This is a genomic window from Streptomyces marianii (assembly GCF_005795905.1).
Classification (GTDB): Bacteria; Actinomycetota; Actinomycetes; order Streptomycetales; family Streptomycetaceae; genus Streptomyces; species Streptomyces marianii.
This window is the reverse complement of sequence record NZ_VAWE01000002.1, coordinates 206,904-221,434: the sequence shown is the minus strand read 5'-3', so window position 1 is coordinate 221,434 and position 14,531 is coordinate 206,904. Positions and strand designations below refer to the sequence as shown.

Sequence of the window (14,531 nt, the reverse complement as noted above, 5' to 3'; positions counted from 1 at the left end):
GTTCCGCGGAGCGGAAGCGTCACCTTCCCACGCGGGGCCCCCGCACTTGATCGACACCCATGAAGAAAGGCAGGTCCCCATGACCGCGTCACCCACGCAGCCCGCTCGCGGTACGGGTCGTGTTCCGACGGACTCGGCCGACGGCGTCTGGACGTGGGCCGACGAGGGCGACCCGGAGTGGTCGTGGCTTCCTCGGTCCCGGACCGTCCCGGTCCCGTGCGGGAGGTACTTCGACGCCGTCCGCATGCCGGCCGACATCGCCATGCCCGTCCTCCGGCGCCTCGGCAGCGGTTCGGGGCCGGTCCTGGCCAACGACGTCACCCGCGTTTGGTGGGTCCTCCTGCCGCTCGGGGAAGCCGAGCCGGGCCGCTGGGCGCCCGGGGTCCGGGTCCTGCGTCGGGGCACCGTCATCGGCATACCGCCGCGCGAGGTCACGGGAGGCAAGGACGTCCACTGGGTCGTCACCCCGGGGGCCGACACCACCTCCGCGACCCGGCTGCGCGAGGCCCTGATCGCTGCCGAGACCGCCCCCTCCCTTCCCGTGCTGCGCCCGGTGAATCGCCCCATCTCACCGGCGAGGCGTCTGGCCCCGGCGCCGGACACAGCAGCGCTCCCTTTGAACCCCCGGCCGCTCACACCGACGCAGCTGCGCACCGGCCGGCTCCTGCTCGCCGGGAATACCAATCAGGAGATCGCCGCCGAACTGAAGGTGTCCGTGACGACCGTGCGCGAGCACCTGAAGGGGATCGGCTACCGGGCCGGCGGAACCACCCCGGCTGGCCGAGCTGCCGCCCTCCTGGCCGGCGGACATCTCCCACCGCCGCAGACCGCCATGGCCGCGCCCGACTTCACCTCCGACGACCTGGCCCTCATCCGAGCCGTCGCAGAGCTCTCCCACCCGGCCAGCGTGCCGATGCACCTGCGCGACTCCCAGGAGGACCACCTCGCGCAGCTTCGGCAGGTGGCCGGAGCCAGAAGCAACGCACACCTCGTCGCCCTGGCCTGGACACAGCTCACCGCTGCCCAGAGCCGCCCGATCGCGATGTCGGGCACGGAGGCATCATGACCCACCTCAACAACTCCGTGGCCGTCAAGGAGTCCGGAATGCCGCAGCCGCAACCACGTACCCTGCTGCAGCATCTCCTGGAGACCACCCCCGGGTTGAACTGCACGACGTGGGCCCGGTTTCAGGTTCTGTGGGGACGCATGGCGAGCGAGGCAGCACAGGGCTTAGGACTCCCGAAGCTCGCCCAAGTCCGCGTATCGCGTTCCAGCTACCAGCGATGGCTCTCCGGCGCTCACGTCACCAAGGGCGACACGGCGGTGATCCTGGAGTGGTACTTCGGCAAGAGCGCTGCCGAGCTGGCCCGGCCCGTACCCCACCGGGAGATCGTGCGTCCCAGCCCGCTTGACCCGAGCACCCTCACCGCTGCCACGCGGGCCCTGGACTACACCTGGAACACCTCCCGATACGTGCCGGGCGAGCCGAACACCGGCGTCATCGGGACCTGGGAGCTCTCCGGCGGCCGGCACTTCGACGGGACGGCCATCGGCTTGCAGCTGTACGAAGCCGCGCCCGACGGCGATCAGGTCGAGCTCAAGGAAGCCGACCTGCCGCACCTGCAGTCCTACGTCCGATCGTCGCGCCGTGGGGTGGTCCTCGCCTCCCTCGGCGCCGCGGGCGGGACAGGCCTGTATCTGCTGGACGCCGCGCACGCCCGCCGTCAGCTCACCACCGGCCAGGTTCCTCGCATCCCTGCCGCCTACCAGCTGGACGATCTCACCTTCTCGCTCGCGCGGGCGCTGTACGTCCTGGACGACGGCATGCTCGCCGACGACCTGCCGTTGACCGACCGGGCAGAGGAGCTCGGCTACTACGTCAAGACCGGTGACTCGGCACCGCCGAGATCGGACATGCCGGAACTCTCACCGGTTGGCGCCGCGTGGCTCGGCTCCAGCCTGTGCGCGCAGTACATCACCCGGCGTCTCGACGAACTGCCTGCCGTCCCCGTGTTCTGGACCCGGGAAGCCACCGGCGACGAGTGCGCTCCCTGGCTCCTGTTCCGGCACAAACACGAGTACCTACAGGCCGTGGCCAGCCGCTTCGCCGGCGCAGCCAGTCCTCTGGGGCGTGCCTTCTGCGTCCCGGAGCAGGCCGTTGACAGCACCGAGCCGTCTGAGCGGATCCTGCTGCTCCTCACCGTCGCGATGATGGAGATGCACCGGATCACGGTGTGGATCACCAGCGACCCGGCCTACGCCCAGACCGAGGGGTTCGTCCTGGCCCAGGACCGGGCCATCCTGGCCAACTGGGTACGCGAGGACTCCGTGTGGCGTGTCGCCACCACGAGCGCCGTCCAGGACGTCGCCCCCTACCGGGAAGCGATTGCGCACGCCCAGGCACACAGCATCGTCGACGGGCCCACCCCTGCCGCCCGGCTGCAGGCGCTGGCCGAGTACCTCGAGCTGGACTGGACATGGCTGGTTGTCCGGTGTCGCGCGCTCGGTGAGAGCGGGATCACTGGCATGCTGCGGCCCCGCAGTCGTCATCTCACGCTCATGGCCCTCGACCAGACTCTGCGCTTCCTCGGCGCGCTGTAGGCAGCCGCGGTGGAGGTCGATAGGCTCAACCCGCTCCGCTCCCAAGGTGATCTGAGGAATCAACGTTGACGAAGGACCGCACCCGTCCCACCGTTGTCGTGGTCGGCCTCGGTGGCACCATCGCCATGATGCCCTCCGACCGTGATGGAGCGGCTCGCCCCACCCTGAGCGCGGAGGACCTGCTCGCCGCGGTACCCCAGATGGACGGTTCGGACGTCGACATCCAGACGCTGTCCTTCGCGGGCAAGCCCGGCGCCTCGCTGACGCTGGATGACATCGACCGCCTCGCGAACCGGCTCCGGGCGATGGCCGGCGAAGGCGCCGTCGACGGCATCGTCGTGACCCAGGGAACCGACACCCTGGAGGAGACCGCCTACCTGCTGAGCCTGCTGTACGCGGAGCAGGCCCCACTCGTCGTCACCGGAGCCATGCGCGCCCCGCACCAGGCCGGCGCCGACGGGCCCGCCAACCTGCTCGCCGCCGTCACCGTCGCGGCCAGCCCCCACGCCCGCGGCCTGGGCGTTCTCGTGGTCTTCAACGACCAGGTCTTCGACCCCGCGCGTGTCCGCAAGGCACACAGCACCAGCACCAGCGCGTTCGCCGCCCCCGACACCGGGGCCCTCGGCGTCGTCGCGGAAGGCGCCCTCCGCCTGCTCGCCGTCCCCGCACACACGCCCCGCCCCCTCGCCCCGCCCCTCGACAGACCAGCTCGCGTCGCCCTGTACCCCGCCACCCTCGGCGACGACGGCGCTCTCCTGGAGGTGCTGCTGCACCAGGTCGACGGCATGGTCATCGCCGGCTTCGGAGTCGGCCACGTCCCCGAGGCCTGGGTTCCCATCCTCGCGAAGGCGGCCCAGCGGATTCCGGTCGTCCTCGCCTCCCGCACCGGAGCCGGCACCACCCTCACGCGCGCGTACGGGTTCGACGGATCGGAGAAGGACCTGCTCTCCCGCGGTCTCATCGGCGCAGGACACCTCGACCCGTACAAAGCCCGCCACCTCCTGACAGTGCTGCTGCGCAGCGGCGCCGACAACGACACGATCCGCGCGACGTTCGCTCCCGCCGGAACGACCGCGGAGGGACGAGGCTGATGCGAGCCACCGAACTGACCCTGGGGCGCTCCTTCGCGCTGGCCTTCGACGACGGCGACGACTTCGTCAAGGAGCTCACCTGCTTCTGCGCGGAGCAGGGGATCCGGCAGGCGATCATCCCGATGTTCCTCGGCGGATTCCGGCGGGTGCACCTGGTGGGGGCCGCTGGCCCGCTGCAGGACCCGGAAGCGCCCGTGTGGGACAAGACGGTCCTGGAGACGGTGGAGGCCGTCGGCGCCGGGACCCTCGCCTGGAGCCCGGATACCGACTCCCTGGCCCCGCACCTCCACGTCGCGGTCGGACGCAAAGACCTCGAGGCTGCCGGCAGCGTGTCCCATCTGCTGTGGGCGGAGGTCCAGTTCATCCAGGAGATGGCGTTGCAGGAGGTCATCGGGCCGTCGATGCTGCGGCCCGAGTGCGGGCCGCACAGCGTCCCGACGCTCACCTTCGAACCGTCGCCGGGGACCGTCCCGCCGTCGTAGGCGTCGCGCCCCGCGGCGACCGGCTCGCCTGCAGGGTCCGATTCGCGGCGTGGAACGGCGTGGTGCCTGCCACCTGGGCGGGGCCGGTTTTGAGGAGCCCCCAGGCGTGGCCGAGGCCGATCAGGTGCGTGTCGTTGGCAGCCCCGGCCTTGTCGACGAGGTCGGCGATCATCGGGCGGACATCGGCCGGGGCGATCTCGACCGCCATGGCGATGTCATGGGTCTCCGGGTGCTCGGCAAGCGCGCGCAGCAGCCGCAGGTCCCGCTCGGTGAAGTCGGGGATGCGCTCGGGGGCCGGCGGCGGAGGTACCTGTCCGCTGGCCAGTACGGCGTGGGCGCGGGCGGGCCGGCCGCTCCGGCTGGTGATGCCGTACTTCTTGCCGATGGCGACGATGTGGCCGGTGAACGTCGTGGTGCTGATGCCCAGGGCCTGGGCACCCTTGGCGTTTGATGCTCCGGCGACCAGTTGTCCGGCGGCCCGTTTCTCGGCGGGGGTGAGCTGGGTGAGTTCTCGTGCGGTGCGGATCTTCGCAGGCATGGGAGGTGCTTTCGGTGGTGTGGTGAGTGCCCGGCTCAGGTCACGGGGTGGTGTACCGGTCGTGGTCGATGTGCCAGATGAACGCGTGGACGATGTGCTTCAGGGCCTGGGCGTGGTGCGTGAGCGGCAAGGAGCCGGTGGCGGACAGCTCGTCGATGAGCGCGCGGGCGAGCACGGCCTGCTCGTCACACAACCGGGCGGCGGCCCTGAGCGCCTCGGGAAGCTGCAGGCGGTGCTCGCGCATCAGCAGTGTCGGCAGGCTCAGCGGCGGCACGGGGCTCCGGCTCGCCTCCCGCGAGTAGGAGGCGAGGTCGTTGACCCACCCGGCCAGACATGCGACCGCGGACTCCGACCGGTCCACCAGGTGCGCAGCGCCGTGCCGGTCGGGCAGTTCGTAGGAGAGGGCGATCGGTGTGATGGCGGTGAGGGTGCGGGCGAAGACGGTGAGGGGCCGCATCGTGCGGTAGGTGTGCAGCGGGACGCGGCTGGGGTCGTTCAGGTAGTGGGCCTCCCAGAGGAGCCCGCGGAGGTTTCCGTGCAGGTGTCCGGTGAGGGTGAGGTACTGGCTGGGCGTGGCCCTGTCCCGGATGCGGTCGAGGAGGTCGAGCAGCGCTGTCGTGAACGGTCCTGGCGGTGACGTTGGGGTGTTGTCGGCCAGGACGCCGGTCAGCTCGTCGATGTGGCCGGCCAGGGCGGCGGGGTCGGCCGCGGCGGTCGTCTCGCCGTGGGTGTCGTCGAAGGCCACGAGCCACAGGAAGAGCTCGGCGGCGAGCAGCAGGCTGTCGAGATCGGCGGTGGGCAGCGCGCGGACGATGCCCTGGCTGGTGATGCCGCACAGGGTGCGGAGCTCGTCGGCCGGCACGGGGAGGTTTCGTTCGGCGGCCCAGCGTCGGAGGTGTCTGTCCGCGGTGACAGCGTGGGGGCTGGTCGGGAACGGGCCGGGGAAGGCGGCACCGAGATCGGGCAGGGTGAGGGGGACGGGCGCGATGCCGGGGCCGCTGTTCACGCCGCCTCCCGGGCGGTGCCGCTCTGGCGGGCTTCAGTTCTCATCCGCAGGACGGACGGGTGGACCGTGATCGCGCCGACTGGCACGGGCCGGATCCCGGGGGCCGGTCGCAGCCGCCAGCGGGAGGCGATGAGGGCCGTGATGATCGTCATCTCGGTCCAGGCGAACGCGTCGCCGAGGCACTGGCGCTTGCCGGCGCCGAACGGGATGAAGGCGTTCTTCGGCGGCTGGGGCCGGTCCGGCAGCCAGCGGTCGGGGTCGAACCGCAACGGGTCCGGGTAGAGGCCGGGGTCGCGGTGCAGGGTGTAGGGGCTCCAGACGACGTCGGTGCCGGCGGGCAGGGTGAAGTCGCCGAGCCGGACCGCGGCGGTGGCCTGCCGGGTCACCAGCCAGCCGGGGCTGTACAGGCGGAGGGTCTCCTGGACGAGGGCGCGGGTGAACGTCAGCCGGGGCAGGTGGTCGGCGGTGAGTTCCTGTCCGGCCAGGACGGTATCGACTTCGGTGTGGAGTCGTGCCTCGAGGTCGGACTGGCGGCCGATCTCGTGGAAGAGCCAGGCCATGACGACGGCCGTCGTCTCAGATCCTGCGGCGAGCAGGCCGGTGACTTCGGACAGGATCTCGTCGTCCGGGAGCGGGGCGCCGGTCTCGTCCCGGGCGTCCAGGAGCATCGAGACGACGTCGTCGTAGTCGTCGGGGCGTGTGAGGTGGTCGGTGATGATGCCGGCCACCGCGTGGTGCAGGGTGCTGCCGGCGCGGGCGAGCCGCCGGTTGTGGCGGGTGGGCAGCCGGTCGAGCAGGGGCAGCGGCACGAGGGCGCGCCGGAGGGCCGCCTTGAAGAGGGTGTCCACGCTCGTGAGGATCGCGCGGGCGGTGTGAGGTGCGGGGGCGGCGGAGAACGCGGCGCGCATGACGATGTTCTGGGCCATCAGCTGCATCTCGGTCTTCAGGTCGAGTTCGCCGCCTTCGCTCCAGGCTCCGATGGCGAAGGCGGTGGTGTCGCGCATGGTCCGGACGTAGCCGGTGACCCGCTCGCGGTGGAAGGCGGGCTGCATCATCCGGCGGCGCGCGAGATGCCCGGGGCCTTCGGCGACGGGAAGGGCGTCCTTGCCGAAGAGCCTCAGCTTCTCGAAGAGCAGCCCCTTGGTGAAGTGACCGGACTGGGCGGTGAGCATCTGGTGGATCAACTCGGGCGAGTTCACCACGGTCACGGACTTCGGACCGAGCATGATCCGCACGATGGGGCCGTGGGCGCGCAGTTGCTGGAGGAGGCCCAGCCGGTCGCGAAGGAGCGGCAGCGCGTGTCCGATGAGCGGGCGCCTGCCCGGAGCGATCGGCGCGAGCCGGTGGTCGGCCGTCACGAGGCCACTCCTTCCGTGTGCCGTCCGGGGCCGTGCCGGGTCAGCAGTTCGCGGGCGGCAAGGATCTCGGCCTGGATCATCGCGGTGGGGGCGTAGAGCGTCTTGTCGTGCCACAGCGCCGGGGGCCGGTCTCGGCTGCCACGGTCGTCGAGGGCGTTCTCGGCGCGCTGGAGCGCTGTGCGCCACCCGGGCCGGGTGGCGGCGGCGGGATCGGCGAGGAGGATCTGCACCGCGTACGCGGTCTCCTCCGCCGTGCCGCCCCAGACGCCCCAGGTTCCGTCGTCGTGCTGGCTGGCCAGGACCCGGTCGACGGCCGTCTGGATGGCTCGGCGGGTGCCCGGTCCGGGGTGGCCGAGGAGGGCTCGAACGCACCGCTCGGTGGCGTAGTACGGGGAGGCGTGCCACTTGTCCGTCCAGGCGCCGTCGGTCTGCTGCTCCACCAGCCAGTCGCGCACGAGGTCCATGCGCGGGCGGTGGACCGGGCGCGCGGCCGACCGCAGACGGAGGTGGGCTGTCATGGCTTGGAGGGCGTGGGCGTTCGCCGTGACGGATCCGGTGTCCTCGCCGATGTAGCACCGGTAGTGGGTGTCGGCCCAGAACGCGGCGAGCGGGGCCGGGTCACAGGCTGTGCCGGTGACGGCGGCCACCAGCACGGCCATCGAGGTGTCGTCGGCGTCGGGCAGGAGACCCGGGGCGCCGCGGACCCCGGCCGGGTCGTAGATGTCGTGTGCCCAGCCCTCGGCCGCGGCGCGGCACGCGGGCGGCAGGCCGGGGCGGGCGAGGGCGGCGGCGACCCACAGCCGCTCGAAGACACGGACCGGTGCGGCCTCCGGCAGGAGCCCGCCATAACGGCGGGCCGCAGCCGACAGGGCCGCCCTCGCCTGCTCTCCCTGCGCATGGTCCGGCTGAGAGGCGAGCCATGCGGCCGTGGCCGCGGGCGAGCTACCGAGCAGGCCGTCCGGCACGGGCACCACGCCGCCGGGCAGATGCCGAGCGACGCCCTCGAAGGTGTGGTGGAGCTTGCCCGGGACACCGGCGCGGCACCGCTGCGCGATCTCCTCGTGCCGATCGGGCCGGAATCCGGGCGGCACGCTCAGGCGCGCCCCGCGCGACACCGGCCCGAGGCGGGGCAGCGTGCCGAACACGGGCCGGTCCAGGAGGTCGTTGATGCGGGCGACGAGGCTGGGGACGAGGACTTCGATGGCTGCGGTGTCCGGCCACGGCCCGTCGGCCGGCAGGGCGCGCAGCGCGGCGACGCCGTCGGCCGCCGCCGACGCGAGCCGGCCTCGGGTCGGGACGGCGGGGGTCTCGTCCCGGACGATGGTGGCGAGCAGGGCTTCGACAGCGCTGAGCGTCGGAAGCAGCCGGTACCGCGCTGGCCCTTCGCCCCAGGTGCCGTCCCGCAGCTGCTGGTTCAGCAACCATCCGAGCCGGGTACCGTGCCCGTCGAGCTCCGGTGCCAGGGAGATGACGCGCGCCGTCTCGTACGCCGACGCGCGGACGCTGCCCCACGGGTCGGCGTCGATGTCCGCCATCAGGCGGACGGCCTGGGAGTCGAACCGCCGAAGCGCCTGCGGTATGACAGCGGTGCTGGCCCGGGTGCCGGTCACGACTGCCGCACCGTGGCTATGCCGGCGATCTCCCTCAGGGCCTCGGCGGCGGGGAAGGGGAACGGGGCCCGGTCGAGTACGGTCAGGGCCGCATGGCGCCGGGCCATGATCATCGTCTCGACCTGCCGGTGAGCGCCGGAGTGCTCGATGACGTCACGTACGCGCCCGAAGTCCTCGTCCGACAGGTCCGGGTTGCCGACCGCCGTGCGCAGCAGCCGCCTGTCGGCGGCGGAAGCCGATTGCAGGGCGAGCGCCATCAGCACGGTGGCCTTGCCCTCCCGTATGTCGTCACCGACCGGCTTGCCGGTCTTGGCCGGATCGCCGAAGACGCCGAGGAGGTCGTCGCGCAGTTGGAAGGCCTCCCCCAGCGGGATGGCGAACTCGCTGCAGGCGCTGTGCACATCGGGTCCGGCGCCGGCGAGAGCCGCGCCGATGCGCAGCGGCCATTCCACGGTGTAGGAGGCGGTCTTGTAGCGCACGATCCGCAGCGCGGCCTCGAGGTCGTCGCAGGGGCGGCCGGTCGCCACCAGGTCGAGGTACTGGCCGTACACGAGCTGGCTGCGCATGGTCTCCAGCAGGGGCTGGATCCGCCACATCGCCTCCGCGCCAGGGCCGGTGCGGATGAGGTCGTCCGACAGCGTCAGGACGAGGTCGCCGAGCAGGAGGCCGGCGGCCAGGCCGTGAGCCGTGGCCCGGCGGGGCGGGTGCCCATCGGCGACGTACGCCGTGGCGAGCGCGCGGTGCGCCGTGGGGCGGCCGCGGCGCAGGTCGCTGCTGTCCATCACATCGTCGTGGATCAGAGCGAAGGCATGGAAGAGTTCCAGGGACGCGGCCACACGCAGAATCCGGTCCCGGTCGCCGCGCCCCTCACCGGCGTACCAGCCTGTGACGCACAGGTGCGCCCGTAGGCGCTTGCCGCCGTGCAGGAGACTGCTTAGCGTCGTGAACAGCGGAGTCATCTCCGGCCCAGGCGCGGCCTGGGCCCTCTTGGCGAGGAAGTCGGTGAGGATCGCGTCGACTTCGTCCCGTACGGCGGGCAGATCCGGCAGGGCGGTGGCGGATGTCACCGGCCGGCGTTTCCCCGTCTGGTCGAGGACCGTCATGGGGGCCTCCTTCTTCTTCAGAGCGGACCGAGATGGGCGGCTGTGAGGGGGCGTGTCGACGTCGCCGGGCCGGACTTACCCGTGGCGCGGCAGCACTCCTTGCTGCGTGGTGCGGGAAAGGCGAGGTTCAGCGCGACCGGGCGGAGGCCGGCAGCCGCCCGGCCGCGGGCCGTCGCGGCTCAGTGCTCGCCAGGCGAGGCGGGGTGCTCGGTGCCGGTGTGAGCGGGGTGAAGCGGCAGGGAAGTGCCGTCAGGACGCGGTAGATGGGGTCGGGCCGGTGCGCCAGCTGCTCGGCCGGTACGGCGAGTTCGATGTCCGGCAGGGTGGCGGTGAGCCGCTCAATCGCCGCGATCGCGACGACGAGGGCGATGGACTGCGCGGGGCACTCGTGCGGGCCGGCGGCGAACGCCAGGTGCGCCTTGCGGTCGGAGCGGAATCCCTCACTGGTCTGTCCGGTGTAGGGGCAGGTGTTGATCGCGGCGTAGGAGACGAAGACCGGTTGGCCCTGCTCGATGTCACGTCCGTGGAAGTGCACGGAACGGTTCGGCCGGTGGAGGCTGTACATGGCCAGGGGCGGGTCGTTCCACAGGACGTCGTCGATGGCGTGCCGGATGGGCAGGCTGCCGGTCGTGAGGGTGCCTCGATAGCGGTCGTCGGAGAGTATGCGGGCGGCGGTGTTGGCGATGAGACCGGCCAGCGTTTCCCAGGCGGCACCCTGGGTGATCAAGACCTGGTTGGTCACTTCTTCCGGGGACAGGCCGTTGGGGTGGTCGATGAACCACGAGGTGAGATCGTTGCCTCGCTGGGCGGCCTTCGTCTGGTAGAGCGTGCCGAGGTAGGCGCCGAGGGACTCCTCGCCCTGGGCCTTGCGGGTGAGATCTGTGCTCGTCATCGCCTCGACCGCGCCGATGAGCTGGGCCGCGCCAGCGTCGGGCATCCCGAAAAGGGAGTTGAGCACCATCAGGGGGAGCCGCCGGGCGTACTGGTTGACGAGGTCGGCGCGGCCGGCGTGGGAGAACTCGGCCAGAAGCATGTCGGCATGCCGCAGCGTCGTTTCCCGCACGTGCCGGGGGTCGAGGAGCGCGAAGCTGTCGGTGATGACCCGGCGCAGGTGGGCGTGTTCCTGCCCGTCCGCGAAGAACAGGCTGGGGCGCCACTGGAGCATCGGCATGACCGGACTGTCGGCCGGGACGTGCTCCATCCACCCGCGGGTGTCCTTGGTCCACAGGCCGGTCTGGTCGTGGAAGAGGTCCAGGGCGGCCCGGTAGTCGGTGATCACCCAGACGAGCACGCCGGCGTCGATCTCGGCGAGTCCCACGGGGCCCTGCTCTCGCAGGCGGGCGAAGCTGCGCTGGGGGTCGGCGGCGTGCTCGGCGGTGTAGAGCGGCACGGCGGAGAACTGGGGGACGGACGTCATGACAGATCGGCTCCGGCGCGGGATACGAGGTGGTCGGCCAGTGTTCTGAGCGCGTCCAGTACCGACGTGCGGTCCCGCGCATCACAGGTGACCAGGGGGGTGTGCTCTTCCAGGTCGAGCCTTTTGCGCACGAGGTCGAGTTCGTGCTCGGGGGTGTCGGGGAACTGGTTCAGCGCGACGACGTAGTCCAGTCCGGCCTCCTCGACGAGGTCCATCACCTCGAAGGAGGCGCCCAGTCTGCGGGTGTCGACGAGGACCAGGGCGCCGAGGGCTCCCTGGGCGATGTCCTCCCAGATGACCCGGAACCGCTCCTGCCCCGGCGTCCCGAACAGGTACAGGACGATGCGGGCGCCGGGCAGCGTGAGACGGCCGAAGTCGAGGGCGACCGTGGTCGTGTCCTTGCCGTCGACGACCAGGTCGTCGACCGACGCCGCGGCCTGCGTCATCGGCTCTTCCGTGTGCAGGCTGCGGATCTCGGACACCGTCTCGATGGCCGTGGTCTTACCGATCCCGAACGGCCCGACGATGAGGATCTTCACCAGGTCGAAATCCCCGTCGGGCAGGTACACCGGTGACGGCGGGCTGCTAGAGGGCGGTGAGGAGACCATCGCGGACCCTTTCCAGGAGAGACATGGGGGGCCGCCCGGCCCCGGGTGTCCGAATGCCGTCGGGAATCCCGGAGAGAGGCGTTCGTGCCATCAGGCAGCCGTCGTCGACGAGCTGGGAGGCGAGCATCTTGCAGACCCCCATCGGCAGTCGCAGATAGCCAGCGGATTCCGCGACGGTCAGCGCCCCCCTGGCGATCAGGTCCAGCAGCCGCTGCTGTGCCGGGGTGTGGTGGGACTTGGCCGGCAGGCCGGTGGCGATAAGCACGGTCAGCGCCTGCAGTGAGTTGCGGGTGGGGGCGCTGCTGCCTCCGGGGGCCAGGTAGCTCGGGACGAGCCTGCGTCCCTGGCCTTGGCTCATGAGGCGGGGCCGTCGTTTCGCGAGGACACGGCCATGAGCTGCTCACCGAGGTTCTTCGCCTGCTTGGCCATGGTCTGCGCGATGATGCCCATCGGCGTCGCCGGGCCGAACGCGGCGGCCAGGTAGGCGTTCGTCCCTCCGCCCACGGGCATGACCATGAGGGTGCCGGCGCTCACGCCGTCCTGCGACGTGGGGTCGACGTCCAGCTGCACGGTGATGGTGGAGATGGGCGTCTTCTCGTGAGCGCCGAGGGCCTCCACTGCCGCAGCACGGCTCGCTCCGTGGAGGGACGAGATCGCTGCGGAGACCCGGTCGACCGTGTCCCTGCTGGCCCGGTCGGCCGTGCCCTTGGTGGTGCCTTCGGACACCCCCACGACGATTCCGTCAGAGGAGATGATCAGTGCGATGTGGACACCGCTGATCGTGGTGATCGGGTCCAGGACCCAGGACGGATCGGCGATCTGCGCACCGAGGGTGGAGCTGCTCATGTTCGGTCCTCGTTTCGGATGTCAGAAGGGGTTGCGGCTCGTCCGGCGGCTATCCCCTGTTCGAACGCGTCCCAGGTGTCGCGGGCCTGCTCCGGCTCGGGCGGATGACCTCCGGGTACGGCGCGCTCCTCCAAACCGGGCACCCTGCGGCCGCGGCGGTGCCGCTGGGGCAAAACCCCGCTGTCCGAACTGGCGGACCCGGGATCGTCGGAGGTGATCGCTCTGCGTGGTGCGCGAGGGGCGGGGGCCGGTATGGGGGACATGGCGGAGAGGGGGGCCGTGTGAGGGTCGATCGAAGTGACCAGAGCCGGGGGGATGGTGATGATCGCGCGGACCCCCGAGTAGGGGGACGCCTGATCGACGGTGACCTGGAATCCGTGGTCGGCGACCAGCTGGCCGATGGCCGCGAAGCCGAGGGCGGGAGGATCGCCGAGCTCGGTCAGCAGAACCTGCTGCCTGCCGGCGAGCAGCCGTGCCGCGCGACTGGCTTCCTCGGTGGTCATGCCCTTGCCGGCGTCGTCGATCTGGATGCACACCGCGCCGTTGTCGGTCTGCAGGAGGGTGACCTCCACCGAGAGGTCCGCCCGTGACGACTCCAAGGCGTTCGCCAGCAGCTCCGTGCAAGCCACCGCGATCGGCTCCGCAGCACGTCCGACAACGCCGACGGTGTCGGTGCGCAGCTTGGAGTGGACGCTGATGCGCTCGAAGCCGTGCAGGCGGGAAGTCGCCCCGGCGACGATGTCGGGCAGATGAGTGTCCGGGCGGACGAGTCCGGGCCAGGAGCCGGTGACGATCGCCGCCTTCTGCACCAGGCGTACCAGCTGCTCGTTGAGGTGGTCGAGACGGAAGTAGTTCTGGAGGGTCTCGTCGTCCTCGCACGTCTGCTGCAGCGTGTCGAGATCGGTCTGCAGCTGGTACGACTTCGCCTGGATCTCCATGCAGGCGCCGCGCAGTGCGGCGCGGGCGGCCGCATCCACACGCTGCCGCTCTTCGAGAACCGCCTTCGCGAACAGCTCCTGGAGGGAGTCGAGGAGGGCCGCGAACTCGGTGCCGGAGAGGCCGGCGTCCGTCAGGCCGGGAACGGGGTAGTGGGCGCTGCGCAGATGCAGAGCCTGGCTGGGCAACCGCACGTTCACGAGCTGCTGCAGCGCCTCGATCTTCCGCTGTTCCTCGGCCGCAGCGCTCGCTCGGGTCTGGGCGTGACTGCGAGAGAGCGTCCGGCGTGATCGTGCCACGAGCGCCGCGGCGGTGACGGCGCCGGCGGTTGTGGCGCTCAAGGCCGCGATGGCCACTTCGTGTATCGCAGTCACGGTCAGGTCCTCGGGTATCGAGGCCGCTTCCCCGGACACCGTTGGGTGATGTCAGGGTCACCCTGGGGGATGCCCGGCATCCGGGGAAGCGGCGGATGGTGACAGGCGAGTGGTCGAGTGCTCCCGGACCCTCGCCTGAGGGACGTGAGGGGTGGTGCAGCCGTTGTCAGAACCAAGACCGGACCCCGAGGGGCCAGTTCGGAACTGATCAACACCCTGCCGCGCTCCTGGAGGGTTCGCCAGGGTGCGGGTGTGTCACCTCGGTGGTCACTTTTCCTGTCCCGCCCCGTCAACCTGGACGGCGAAAACGGCACAACCCTTACAAATCTTGAGGTCGTTGAGGGCTGGCCGCTGGAAAAGTGACCACCGGGGTGACACACCGGTCTCCTGGACGCGGGTACCGGACGAATGCCACGGTGAGTGGCGGCTGGCTGGCAGCACCGCCGCCGCCCACCAACTTCTTTCGCGCCGACGCGCCCGCGCCCGCCTCAGCGGGCCGAAGCGGCGCCCTGATCCCCGCGAAGAGAGCGAGCCTTCGTGACCGCTTCATACCTCTCCCCC

14 protein-coding genes are annotated in these 14,531 nt (G+C 71.2%); 4 read left to right on the top strand and 10 right to left on the bottom strand.

What is annotated here, in order from left to right:
• Window positions 1-79: 79 nt before the first annotated feature.
• The 4 genes from FEF34_RS38925 (at window position 80) to FEF34_RS38910 (ending at window position 4,174) form a co-directional block, all read left to right on the top strand.
• A complete protein-coding gene (locus FEF34_RS38925; protein WP_138058173.1) occupies window positions 80-1,066 on the top strand; it encodes a helix-turn-helix transcriptional regulator in 987 nt (328 codons plus the stop codon).
• On the top strand, window positions 1,063-2,601 hold the full coding sequence (locus FEF34_RS38920; protein WP_138058172.1) for a transcriptional regulator, XRE family protein: 1,539 nt from the start codon (window positions 1,063-1,065) through the stop codon (window positions 2,599-2,601). Before FEF34_RS38925 ends, FEF34_RS38920 begins: the two co-directional genes overlap by 4 nt.
• 65 nt (window positions 2,602-2,666) lie before the next feature.
• Complete coding sequence (locus tag FEF34_RS38915; protein ID WP_138058171.1) at window positions 2,667-3,692, top strand: asparaginase; 1,026 nt, start codon at window positions 2,667-2,669, stop codon at window positions 3,690-3,692.
• Complete coding sequence (locus FEF34_RS38910; RefSeq protein ID WP_138058170.1) at window positions 3,692-4,174, top strand: PPC domain-containing DNA-binding protein; 483 nt, start codon at window positions 3,692-3,694, stop codon at window positions 4,172-4,174. Before FEF34_RS38915 ends, FEF34_RS38910 begins: the two co-directional genes overlap by 1 nt.
• On the opposite strand, the gene FEF34_RS38905 is transcribed toward FEF34_RS38910, so the two are convergent.
• From FEF34_RS38905 to FEF34_RS38860, 10 genes are all read right to left on the bottom strand, one after another.
• A complete protein-coding gene (locus tag FEF34_RS38905) occupies window positions 4,134-4,712 on the bottom strand; it encodes a helix-turn-helix domain-containing protein (protein WP_138058169.1) in 579 nt (192 codons plus the stop codon). The genes FEF34_RS38910 and FEF34_RS38905 overlap by 41 nt on opposite strands.
• Window positions 4,713-4,752: 40 nt before the next feature.
• Complete coding sequence (locus tag FEF34_RS38900; RefSeq protein ID WP_138058168.1) at window positions 4,753-5,718, bottom strand: terpene synthase family protein; 966 nt, start codon at window positions 5,716-5,718, stop codon at window positions 4,753-4,755.
• Window positions 5,715-7,076 carry a cytochrome P450 gene (locus FEF34_RS38895; RefSeq protein WP_171053376.1) on the bottom strand — a complete coding sequence of 454 codons (1,362 nt, stop codon included), beginning with the start codon at window positions 7,074-7,076 and terminating at the stop codon, window positions 5,715-5,717. The genes FEF34_RS38900 and FEF34_RS38895 overlap by 4 nt, the downstream gene beginning before the upstream one ends.
• The gene (locus FEF34_RS38890; protein ID WP_138058166.1) at window positions 7,073-8,686 is read right to left on the bottom strand and encodes a prenyltransferase; all 1,614 of its coding nucleotides are present in this window, start codon (window positions 8,684-8,686) and stop codon (window positions 7,073-7,075) included. The genes FEF34_RS38895 and FEF34_RS38890 overlap by 4 nt, the downstream gene beginning before the upstream one ends.
• Window positions 8,683-9,789 carry a polyprenyl synthetase family protein gene (locus tag FEF34_RS38885; RefSeq protein WP_138058165.1) on the bottom strand — a complete coding sequence of 369 codons (1,107 nt, stop codon included), beginning with the start codon at window positions 9,787-9,789 and terminating at the stop codon, window positions 8,683-8,685. Before FEF34_RS38885 ends, FEF34_RS38890 begins: the two co-directional genes overlap by 4 nt.
• A 127-nt stretch (window positions 9,790-9,916) precedes the next feature.
• Window positions 9,917-11,206 (bottom strand): cytochrome P450 family protein, encoded by a 1,290-nt coding sequence (locus tag FEF34_RS38880; RefSeq protein ID WP_138058164.1) that lies wholly within the window; start codon window positions 11,204-11,206, stop codon window positions 9,917-9,919.
• Window positions 11,203-11,814, bottom strand: a complete 612-nt coding sequence (locus FEF34_RS38875) for a GTP-binding protein (RefSeq protein WP_138058163.1) — start codon at window positions 11,812-11,814, stop codon at window positions 11,203-11,205. Before FEF34_RS38875 ends, FEF34_RS38880 begins: the two co-directional genes overlap by 4 nt.
• Entirely contained in the window at window positions 11,792-12,172 is a 381-nt protein-coding gene (locus tag FEF34_RS38870; protein WP_138058162.1) for a DUF742 domain-containing protein, read from the bottom strand. Before FEF34_RS38870 ends, FEF34_RS38875 begins: the two co-directional genes overlap by 23 nt.
• Window positions 12,169-12,660: a roadblock/LC7 domain-containing protein gene (locus tag FEF34_RS38865; protein WP_138058161.1), complete on the bottom strand. Its 492-nt coding sequence runs from the start codon at window positions 12,658-12,660 to the stop codon at window positions 12,169-12,171. The genes FEF34_RS38870 and FEF34_RS38865 overlap by 4 nt, the downstream gene beginning before the upstream one ends.
• The gene (locus FEF34_RS38860; protein ID WP_138058160.1) at window positions 12,657-13,970 is read right to left on the bottom strand and encodes an ATP-binding protein; all 1,314 of its coding nucleotides are present in this window, start codon (window positions 13,968-13,970) and stop codon (window positions 12,657-12,659) included. Before FEF34_RS38860 ends, FEF34_RS38865 begins: the two co-directional genes overlap by 4 nt.
• Between the last annotated feature and the right edge of the window lie 561 nt (window positions 13,971-14,531).